The sequence below is a fragment of the Halobacterium bonnevillei genome (assembly GCF_009831555.1).
Taxonomy (GTDB): Archaea; Halobacteriota; Halobacteria; order Halobacteriales; family Halobacteriaceae; genus Halobacterium; species Halobacterium bonnevillei.
In genome coordinates this window covers 1-9,537 of record NZ_WUUU01000117.1, presented here as the reverse complement: position 1 = coordinate 9,537, position 9,537 = coordinate 1, and the positions used below count along the sequence as shown (strand labels likewise).

The 9,537-nt window shown below is 68.4% G+C and carries 10 protein-coding genes; 3 read left to right on the top strand and 7 right to left on the bottom strand.

All coding sequences use genetic code 11. The annotated features are described in order from the left end of the window. Positions 1-684, top strand: a 684-nt coding sequence (locus tag GRX66_RS13055; RefSeq protein WP_159526956.1) for a DoxX family protein, incomplete at its 5' end; no start/stop codon positions are given. A gap of 84 nt (positions 685-768) precedes the next feature. Then, positions 769-2,268, top strand: coding sequence for an RtcB family protein (locus GRX66_RS13050; RefSeq protein WP_159526955.1), 1,500 nt, complete (start codon positions 769-771; stop codon positions 2,266-2,268). A 34-nt stretch (positions 2,269-2,302) separates the two neighbouring features. Here GRX66_RS13050 and GRX66_RS13045 read toward each other — a convergent pair whose 3' ends face one another. The 3 genes from GRX66_RS13045 to GRX66_RS13035 form a co-directional block, all read right to left on the bottom strand. Beyond that, positions 2,303-2,779, bottom strand: a complete 477-nt coding sequence (locus GRX66_RS13045; RefSeq protein WP_159526954.1) for a hypothetical protein — start codon at positions 2,777-2,779, stop codon at positions 2,303-2,305. A gap of 99 nt (positions 2,780-2,878) precedes the next feature. Then, complete coding sequence (locus GRX66_RS13040; RefSeq protein ID WP_159526953.1) at positions 2,879-3,256, bottom strand: hypothetical protein; 378 nt, start codon at positions 3,254-3,256, stop codon at positions 2,879-2,881. A gap of 292 nt (positions 3,257-3,548) precedes the next feature. After that, a complete protein-coding gene (locus GRX66_RS13035; RefSeq protein ID WP_159526952.1) occupies positions 3,549-4,208 on the bottom strand; it encodes a potassium channel family protein in 660 nt (219 codons plus the stop codon). 576 nt (positions 4,209-4,784) lie between these two features. On the opposite strand from GRX66_RS13035, the gene GRX66_RS13030 reads away from it, so the two are divergent. Beyond that, complete coding sequence (locus tag GRX66_RS13030) at positions 4,785-5,636, top strand: translation initiation factor eIF-2B (protein WP_159526951.1); 852 nt, start codon at positions 4,785-4,787, stop codon at positions 5,634-5,636. Positions 5,637-5,703: 67 nt separating this feature from the next. Here GRX66_RS13030 and trmB read toward each other — a convergent pair whose 3' ends face one another. The 4 genes from trmB to GRX66_RS13010 form a co-directional block, all read right to left on the bottom strand. Continuing rightward, the gene (gene trmB / locus GRX66_RS13025) at positions 5,704-6,762 is read right to left on the bottom strand and encodes an HTH-type sugar sensing transcriptional regulator TrmB (RefSeq protein ID WP_159526950.1); all 1,059 of its coding nucleotides are present in this window, start codon (positions 6,760-6,762) and stop codon (positions 5,704-5,706) included. Between the two features lie 49 nt (positions 6,763-6,811). After that, positions 6,812-7,816: a hypothetical protein gene (locus GRX66_RS13020; RefSeq protein ID WP_159526949.1), complete on the bottom strand. Its 1,005-nt coding sequence runs from the start codon at positions 7,814-7,816 to the stop codon at positions 6,812-6,814. A 91-nt stretch (positions 7,817-7,907) separates the two neighbouring features. Further along, entirely contained in the window at positions 7,908-8,672 is a 765-nt protein-coding gene (locus GRX66_RS13015) for a proteasome assembly chaperone family protein (RefSeq protein WP_159526948.1), read from the bottom strand. 93 nt (positions 8,673-8,765) lie between these two features. Further along, positions 8,766-9,537, bottom strand: a 772-nt coding sequence (locus GRX66_RS13010; protein ID WP_201293014.1) for a 5'-nucleotidase C-terminal domain-containing protein, incomplete at its 5' end; no start/stop codon positions are given.

Sequence of the window (9,537 nt, the reverse complement as noted above, 5' to 3'; positions counted from 1 at the left end):
ATCGGGTTCTTCGTCCGTCTTTCGGCCCTGGCGACGCGCGTCGTCGCGCTCGTCGGCCTGCTCGCGTACCTCGGCGGCCTCGCGGTCGAACCGACGCTCCTGCTGGCCAGCGAGTACGCCGGCGGGTTCCTCGGCATTCTCCTGCTCGGGGCGGGTCGCCCGAGCGCCGACCACCTCCTCCAGCGCGTCGCCGCCGCTGAAGGCAGCGTCTACGGTCGCTTCGACCCACTGCATCCGATCGTCGAGCGGTTCAATGTACTCGTCGACCCCTACGAACAGTACGCCCCGACGGTCTTGCGCCTCGGCGTCGGCTTCAACTTCGCGCTCCTCGGGTTCTGGGAGAAGCTCGCCAACCCCGGGTGGGCGCTGGCAGTCGTCGACAAGTACGACCTCACGGCGGTCGTGCCGGTCGACCCCGGCCTCTGGGTGGTCGGCGCGGGTCTCATCGAACTCGCCGTCGGCGTCTTCCTGCTCGTCGGCCTGTTCACGCGCGCCACCGCGGCCGTCGCGTTTGTCGTGCTCACCACGACGCTGTTCGGGCTTCCCGACGACCCTGTGCTCGCACACATCACGCTGTTCGGCCTGTCGTCGGCGCTGTTCGTGACGGGCGGCGGCCCGGTCTCCCTGGACGAGCGCCTCGCCAGCGTCGTCGAATCGTCGCCGCTGCCAACCACAGCCGGCTGACGAAGACTGAAGCGAACTGACACGGACTGCTCCGGGCCGCGGCCAGACGAAACGTATTCCCGGACTCCACGCCCACTATCGAGTATGAATACGTTCGACGCCGACGGCCTCACGCTCCGCGAGGTCGAGGACAACGTCTGGGAGATGGCCCGGGACGACGAGATGCGCGTCCCGGCGCGCGTGTTCGCCAACGAGGCGCTCCTCGAACAGATCCAGGACGACCGCACGCTCTCACAGCTGCGGAACACCGCCTGCATGCCGGGCGTCGTCGCGCCAGCGCTGTGCATGCCCGACGGCCACCAGGGCTACGGCTTCCCGGTCGGCGGCGTCGCCGCCTTCGACGCCGAAGACGGCTGTATCTCGCCAGGAGCAGTGGGCTTCGACATCAACTGCGGCGTGCGCATGCTGAGGACGAATCTCACGTACGAGGACGTCCAGGGCCGCGAGGAGGAACTGGTGGACGCGATGTTCGACGCCGTCCCCTGTGGGCTCGGCGGGGGCGGCGTCCACGACGGGAACCACGCCGACCTCGAAGCCGCCCTCGAGCGCGGCGTCGACTGGTGTCACGAGGAGGGCTACGCGGTCCGTGACGACCTCCTGCACTGCGAGGACGAGGGCCGACGGCCGGACGCCGACCCCTCGGCCGTCTCCCAGAAGGCCAAGGACCGCGGCGCGACCCAGATGGGGTCGCTGGGCTCCGGGAACCACTTCCTGGAGGTCCAGCGCGTCACGGACGTCTACGACGACGACACCGCCGACTCGTTCGGGCTCAGCGAGGACCAGGTCGTCGTGCTCATCCACTGCGGGTCCCGCGGCCTCGGCCACCAGGTGTGTTCGGACTACGTCCGCCGCATCGAGGAGGAGCACCCGGACTTCGTCGCGAGCCTGCCGGACAAAGACCTCGCGGCCGCCCCGGCCGGCTCCGAACTGGCCGACGAGTACTACGGCGCGATGTGCGCGGCCATCAACTTCGCGTGGGTGAACCGCCAGCTCATCACGCACGCCGTGCGGGAGACGTTCGCGGACGTCTTCGACCAGTCCTGGGAGGCCCTCGAGATGGACCTCCTCTACGACGTCGCGCACAACATCGCGAAGCGGGAGCCCCACGACGTCTACGTCACCGACGACGGCTACAGCCTCTACGGCGACGGCGGCCGCGTCCAGCGCGACCTCTACGTCCACCGGAAGGGCGCGACGCGCGCGTTCCCCGCCGGCCACCCGGACGTGCCGACGGCGTACCGCGACGTCGGCCAGCCGATCATCATTCCCGGGAGCATGGGCGCGGGCAGCTACGTGCTGAAAGGCGGCGCCCAGTCCATGGAGCGGTCGTTCGGGTCCACCGCGCACGGCGCCGGCCGCCTGATGAGTCGCACGCAGGCCAAACAGGAGTACGGCGGCGGCAGCGTCCAGACGGCGCTCCGCGAGCAGAACCAGATCTACGTGAAGGCCGCGTCCGGCGAAACCATCGCCGAGGAAGCGCCGGGCGTCTACAAGGACGTCGACGAGGTCGTCGGCGTCTCCCACGACCTCGGTATCGGCGATCTAGTCGTGCGGACGTTCCCCGTCGCGAACATCAAGGGGTAGGAGTCGGGACGCGCTCGGGGAGCGGATTCGGCAGTCAGGACTCCGTTTGCTGCGTCGTCGTCACGTCCTCGCAGTCGTGGGTGGCGACGTACGTGATCTCGATGCCGTCCTCGCGGACGTTGATGCCGAGGTCGAGACAGGATTCTGCGGTGGTCTCGCTGGTGAACTGCGTGGTGTACGTCTCGTCGGTGTCCCGGTCGCGGGTGCGGATGCGCCAGTCGCCGCGCTCGCGCGGGAAGTCCGGCGGCGCGAACTCCGCGCCCTCGACTTCGTCGTCCTCGCCGGCGGCGGGCATCTCGATGTCGTCCCAGAACACGACTTCGCCGTCGAGTTCCAGCTGCAGGTCCAGCGAGACGGCCCGCGAGACGCGGTTGCTGACGCGTACCCTGTCGAGTCGCGGCTGGTCGCCGCCCGCCCCGGAGTTCGAGTCCCCACCTGTCGCACAGCCCGCGAGCGCGGCCAGCGACAGGACGCCCCCGCGGACGGCGTCGCGACGCGTAAGTGTCGGCATACGCGGAGACCACAGCACACCGCGAGTAAAACGTGTGGGTTTCTGTGCAGTTCGCCAACAGGACCGCCGTCGCGCTCTCGGCGACGACCACGTCACTCGTTACCGCGAGAATCGGGGGCCGGACGGCCCGTTCGGTCCACTCGGCCCCATTTCTTCTGCCAGTCGGACGTACTCGGACTCCGGTTGCCCGCTGACTTCCTCGCCCGCTTCGTAGCGCACGAAGTTCAGGTAGAACGGCTCTCCGCACCCGGGTTCGCCCTCGGCGTCCGAATCCGGCGGGTGCGACCAGTCCGCGTCGTCGCGGCCGCAGACGAACTTCACGCCGTCGGCGTCCTCGTCCTCGAAGTCGTCTGACGGCGAGACGTAGCGCCACCCCTCGAGCGGGAACGGCGTCACGGACTTGTCCGCGAGGTAGGGGTCGCGGTCCAACTCCGCCACGGCGCCACACCGCGGGCAGTAGTACGACACGGAGACCATACCCAGGAATTGGGCGCCCAGCGTCTTAGGCAACTCGCTGACGGCACCGGACCGAACCGGACAGCGACGCGGAAGCGAGGCACCGCATACCGGGCACCCAAATCCTGCCCACACAACCGACATATGGCGTCATGGAACCGCTGGCGTACGTGGTGTTCGAGCGATGCGTACAGAGCGGGTAGCCATCAGTTGCAGCCGAGCCATCACCGCCGGGGACTCAGTTCGACGCTGTCACCCTGAGTACGGTCAGCTACTCGTCCACCAGCACCGGCGGTGGGTCGACGGTCCCGACTCAGTCCGCATCGCCACGGAACTGGTAGATAACCTCGTCGACTACGTCGAGGTCCGCGGCGACGAGGTACCGGCGGCCGGCGACCAGTTTGGTCGAGTGCTGGACGGCGACGTGGCCGTCTGCCTGGGAGATGACGACCGAACCCTCCGGGAGCACGTCGGCCACGACGTCCCCGGCGGCCGGTGCGTCGTAGTCGAGGCGAATGTCGAGAATCTCGAGGTCGCCGGTGACCTCTTCGAGGGTTCGGACGTCGCTGTCCGCGATTGCGTTGACCGCCGCCTTGACGCTCGCGCGTTCCGGGAGGTAGACGGTGTCGACGAATTCGGCGTACTCGTCGGCGTCCTCGTGTTCGACGCGAGCCACGGTGCGGAGGTCCGGGCGGACCTGTTTGCCACCCATACAGATGGCGAGGTTCGAGTGCTCGACGTCGGTGAGGGCGGCGAGAACGCTCGTCTGGTCGGAGAGCGCCTCCCGGAGGACCGAGGGCTTTGTCGCGTCGCCTGCGACGACCGCGACCTCGCTCACGTCGGCCATCCGGTCGACAGCATCGGGGTCGCTTTCGATCACCGTGACGTCCGTCCCCCTGTCCACGAAGTGCTGTGCGATTCGGAAACCCACGCGCCCACTGCCCGCGACGACGATGTGGTCTGTGTCCGCCATGCTTCGACAGTCATCCCAGCGAACAATAAGGACCGTGGGCAATGTCGCCGTGTGACATGGGGTGGCCGCCGGGATTGGTACCCTCAGTGTCGGAATTAGGCCGGTTAGACCGCTTGTACACGGAATCGTTCACTTCGGGGTGAGTGAGTGTCTGCTTGGAGAGGATGTGCAACCAAACACAAGTAGACAGCCAAAAATAATAAGAAATGTTACTTTTCCTCACCGTTCTGTGGGAACGCTTCGTCCGTGTCCGATTCCGCCCCGTATTCAGCAGGGCCCCGGCACCGAGAACGGGAGGCTGATACACCTCTCGGCGAGACGTTCGCGTATCTACGACAAGCGCACTCGGCGAGTTCCTCAGTGAAAATGCGCATCCTGTGAGAAGTTCTGTGCCACCCTCACCCAACACCCCGAACCAACTCACACACCCCACACCCCAAACTAACCCACGCAACCGGTAGCCTGGTGGACTGCAAGGGCGACGACCGAGCGCGCGGCGCGCCGCGCGCGAGGGCGGAGGGCTTCCGAGTGGCATACTTCGGAAAGCCTATGCCCGAACCGACGGATGCATCGAGTATGATAGACGAGACTGCCGAGGAGATTCGCGAGATGCGGACGCATTCCTCCTCGGTCGTCGCGGTGAAGGCTGCTCGCGCGCTCCTGGACCTCGTGGACAACGAGTATCCGACCGTCGAGGAGTACGAGCGGGCGCTGGAGCGCAACAGTAACGCGTTGCGACGCGCGAATCCGTCGCACGCGTCGCTGGTGACGACGCAGCGCGACATCGTCGCGCGGGTGCGGGACGCGGAGCCGGCGTCGGTGGCGGAGGCGAAGGAGGTGACGGCGGCGGCGATCGATACCGTGGTGGAGTCCGTGGAGGCGGCGAAGCACGCGGCGGCGGAGGCGTCTGCGGAGTGGATCGAGGACGGGCAGACGCTGTTGACCCACGATTACTCGTCGACGGTGCTGGAGGCGTTCGAACTCGCGGCCCAAGACGGCAAGCACTTCGAGGTGTTTGTGACGGAAGCGCGGCCGCGCCACCTCGGTCGGAAGACGGCGCGCACGCTGGCGGCGATCGACCGCATCGAGCCGACGCTCATCGTGGACGGGGCGTCGGGGTACTACCTCTCGGAGTGCGACCGCGTGTTCCTGGGGATGGACTGCATCGTCGAGGACACGTACTACAATCGCGTGGGGACGTATCCGCTGACGGCGGCCGCCCACGACACGGGGACGCCGGTCACCGTCTCGGGGTCGAGCGCGAAGCTCGTCGACGAGGGGTTCCGCTTCGAGAACGACTTCCGGGACCCCAGCGAAGTCATCCGCGAACCGCCGGAGGGGTTCGACGTGAAGAATCCCGCGTACGACGCGACGCCGACGGCGTTGCTGGACAGCGTGGTCACCGACGACGGCGTCATCGAGTTCTAGCCCGGACGGTCAGCGGTTGCTTCTGCGGGCGGACTGCGTGGCGGGCTGTCGAGCGCAGCGATTTGAGCTACGGTGCCGGCGGTTCGTCTCGCCCGATGGTGATCTCGTGGGCTTCGACGTCCTCGTAGGCGGCGACGCGGCCGCCGACTTCGACGCGGCCGTCGCTCGTGTCGAGGACGATGGTGGCGACCTGTTCTGTGTCCTCGAGTTTCGTCTCGACGACGCGGCCGCGGTCGGTGCGCTGGTCGGCTGTGAGGACGTCGCGGCCGTCGACAGTGGCGTAGACGTCGCCGTCGAGGGCGCGGATGTCCTTCACGCAGCGGCGGATGGAGGCGTAGGTTCGCGGCAGGTCGACGGTCGCCGCGTCGGACTCGTGGAGGACGCCGTTGGCGGTCGACCAGATGACCGTCCCGAAGAACCCGGAGACGAGGAAGCCGAGCGCGGAGCGATTGAAGATGACGCCGTACTTCTCGGGGTCGTCGCGGACGGCGCCCTGAGTCGCGTACACCGAGTACTGGCCGTCCGCGACTGCGACGACGGGCGTGGTGATGCCGCGGCGGCCGCGCGCTGTCGTGGCGACGCGTCCGTAGTCGAACTCCTCGGGGTCGGGGGCTTCCGCGGCGGGCGTCACGACGAGGTCGACGCTGACGCCGCGGTCGCGGGCGGCCGCGAGTTCCTCCTCGAAGCGCTCCAGCAGCGCTGGCGTCAGCGAACAGACGAGTTCGAACTCGGCGTCCTCGATGACGTCGCCGAAGTACCGGAGAATCGTCGACCGGGATTTCACCAGCGACACCGCTTCGGTCTCCCGGGTCGGCGTGGTGTACGCGTCCTCGAGTTCGGCGACCATCTGGGCGAACTCCGTCTGGAGGTCCGCGAACGCCTCCTCGGGGTCGATGGCGACGACTTTCATCGGCCGCGATTCCCGGAGTTCCACGAGGCCGCGGTCGCTCAGGCTCCGGACCGTGTCGTACACCCGGGGCTGGGGGATGTCGGTCCGGTCGGCGACCTCGCTGGCCGTGAGTTCGCCGTGCTGGAGGACGGTGAGGTACGCCTCGATTTCGTACTCGCCGAGGTCGAACCCCGCGCCGACTCGTTCGACCGTCTCGCGGAGGTTCTCGTCGCTCATACCGCCACCCACGGGAACCCCGCTCTTTTAGCCTGCGGTCGTCGGCCGGTCAGTCCAGCGAGACGACGTCTGCCTCGTAGATGTCGCCGCTGTACCGGAGGTAGTAGCGCTCGTCGCGGCCGAATAGTGGGTCGAACTCGGCGGCCTGCTCGAGGCGGACCGTCGAGACGTCGTCCTCGAAGAACGCGAGCGCGTCCCGGAACAGCGCGCGCTCGGACCACGGCGCCGGGCGGACGAGTTGCTCGGCGATGCGGTCGTGAATCGGTTTCCCGGCGGGGACGCCGCCTTCGCCGACGCGCTCGAGGACGAACGCTTCGGTCGGGGCCTCGTCCTCGTCGTCGCGCGTGACGACGACAGTGTCGTCCTCCCGGGTGCCGGAGAGGTCGTCGCTGGCCGTCAACTCGATCTGGGCGCCGTCGACGTCGAAGCGCACGCCGAGGCCGATGCGGTGGTCGTGGTCACCGGACTCGAACCACCCCGACACCTCGAAGGCGTACTCGCCGCCGCCGAGTTGCGCGACGGTGGCGCCGGTCTCACCGGACACCCCCCTGGACGGGTCCTGCGCGTTGTCGACCTCCAGCGTCCACTCGTGGCGTTCGCCCGCCGGGAGCGTGTGCAGTGGTTCGGGCCACTCGAGGGGGACGATGTAGTACCACTCGCCGTCCACGCGCTTGTGCAGCCCCCAGTTGTAGAAGTTCGCGAAGAATTCGGAGTCGGTGTCGTTCGCGAGCGTGAACGTCCCCGAATCGGCCGGCAGTGTGAGACCGTCCATGGACGGCGTCAGTTGCAGCGGTTCCCCGGTCTGCTCGGGGTGACAGACCACGCGGTCGACGCTCTCGGCGTCGAACGGGCAGTCCGCGTCCTCGACGGGCACGCCGAGGTCGCGGAGTTCCGGCGGCGTCGCAGCGCTCGTCGTGGTTTGCGTCGGCTGCGTGGTCGTCGAACTCGTCGTCGTCCGCGTCGTCTCAGTCACGGTCTCGGGGGTCGGGTCGGAGCCCGTGCAGCCGGCGACCGTCAGCGACGCCAGCGTAGCGATGAACGCGCGGCGCTTCATACCCGTACGTTCGGTGCGACCGTAAAGTGTCTCGTGGAGGGTTCGGCGCGCGTTTCAGTCCGTCTGTGTGACGACGCCACGCCGGGGCTGGTCACATGTACATGCGGTCGTCGGGGCGCTCCTCGTCCGCGATGCGCTCGACCCGCTCGCTCAACTCCGCGTAGTGCTGTGCGACCTCCTCGGCGAACGCCTCCAGTGGTCCCGTGTCCACTCCGAGGTCGTGGACATCGCTGACGGCCTCGACGAGGCGAATCGAGGCCTCGACGTCGGGCGCCTGAGCGTGGACCGGCGTCGTGTAGACGCACGCCCGCAGGGGGTCGTCGATGCCGCGCTCGAGGAGTTCGGCCTTCAGGCCGTCGACGAACCCGTTACCCATCGGGGGGACAGCTGCGTCGGCGAGGTGTTCCTCGCGGTAGTCGTCGGTCGCCACGTAGAACGCGCGGTGGTCGTCCGGACCGTGTGCGACCGGCACCCCCGAGAGCACAGCGACGTCCGAGACGTCGCTGTCGTCGAGCCACTCGATGAGCGCGTCGCTGAACGTGGCCGCGACGGACACGGGCACGAACAGTTCGCCGACGAGCACTGTGAGGTCCAGGTCCGGCCGCGAGAAGAACCGCGTGTGGTGTCGCGGGACGCCGTTCTCGAACGGCGTGATGGCCGGGAGTCCGGGCGCGGCGACGTGTCCCGTCTGTGTGAGTTCGAGGTGGTCGACGAGGAAGTCGGCTGCCGTCAGGCCGGCGAGGCCGAACTCCGAGAACCCACAGACGAGCGTGTCGCTCGGTTCGGCGTCGTGCGAGAAGTGGAACGCCGCGTCTTCGGCGTCGGTCGCGCCGTGTCGCGTAGCTGAGTCGCCCATACAGAATTGACGGTGACCACGGCCTTAATCGCTAGCGTGCAGCGCGCGTCGCTGAGAGCGCGGGCACGCGCCACCGCTGGCAACGACCGCGCGTCAGTCCTCCGGGTGGAAGACGACGCGGCCCTCGACTGCGGGGTCGATGCCGTGCTCGCGGGCGTACGCCGCCAGCACCTCGTGCTGGACGCCGAGTTGGTCGATCCGGTGGGCTTCGTCCAGCGCGGGGAACTCGTCGTCCGAGTAGAACAGGTAGTCCGTGGTGGCGAGCGTGTACGTCCGGTCCGGGACGACGGGGTCGCCGTTCACGCGCGCTTCGACGAGTTCGTCCGTGGTGTCGTTCCACGCGAGTTCCGCACCGGAGACGTGCGCGTGCCACCAGTCGGGCTCCGCGAACCCGAGTGACCCGCCCTTCGCCCCCCGGAACACGTCCAGGAGCTCCGCGCCCGTGAGTTCCGCGACGGAGACCGGCTCCTCGAACGGCACCACGCTGACCAGGTCGGCGACAGTCACCTCGCCCGCGATCGCGGGGCCGTCCCGGACGCCGCCGGCGTTCTGGAGCGCGACGTCGGTGCCGGCCGCCCAGCGGTAGGCGTCGGCGACGAAGTTCCCGATGCGGGACTCGCCGCGGAACAGCGTCGACTCCGTGCGCTCCAGTGGCTCGTCCACGCTGCCGACGGTGTCGTTGAGGCCCGTCTGCGCCATGCGAGTTCGGAGGGCGTCAGCGACGGGGTCGTAGACGGGGTTCCACGAGGGCGGGTAGAGCTTCGGCCAGAAGAACCGGCAGTACGTCGTCAGGGCGACCATCAGCACGGCTGGCAGCCCGACCAGCCACGTGCGCGCCCCGAACCGGAACCGGGGCGCGAACCGG

Excerpts from the sequence above, each read along its gene's own strand:
- GRX66_RS13050 (WP_159526955.1), top strand. The coding sequence starts at position 769 with ATGAATACGTTCGACGCCGACGGCCTCACGCTCCGCGAGGTCGAGGAC.
- GRX66_RS13045 (WP_159526954.1), bottom strand. The coding sequence starts at position 2,779 with ATGCCGACACTTACGCGTCGCGACGCCGTCCGCGGGGGCGTCCTGTCG.
- GRX66_RS13040 (WP_159526953.1), bottom strand. The coding sequence starts at position 3,256 with ATGGTCTCCGTGTCGTACTACTGCCCGCGGTGTGGCGCCGTGGCGGAG.
- GRX66_RS13035 (WP_159526952.1), bottom strand. The coding sequence starts at position 4,208 with ATGGCGGACACAGACCACATCGTCGTCGCGGGCAGTGGGCGCGTGGGT.
- GRX66_RS13030 (WP_159526951.1), top strand. The coding sequence starts at position 4,785 with ATGATAGACGAGACTGCCGAGGAGATTCGCGAGATGCGGACGCATTCC.
- trmB (WP_159526950.1), bottom strand. The coding sequence starts at position 6,762 with ATGAGCGACGAGAACCTCCGCGAGACGGTCGAACGAGTCGGCGCGGGG.
- GRX66_RS13020 (WP_159526949.1), bottom strand. The coding sequence starts at position 7,816 with ATGAAGCGCCGCGCGTTCATCGCTACGCTGGCGTCGCTGACGGTCGCC.
- GRX66_RS13015 (WP_159526948.1), bottom strand. The coding sequence starts at position 8,672 with ATGGGCGACTCAGCTACGCGACACGGCGCGACCGACGCCGAAGACGCG.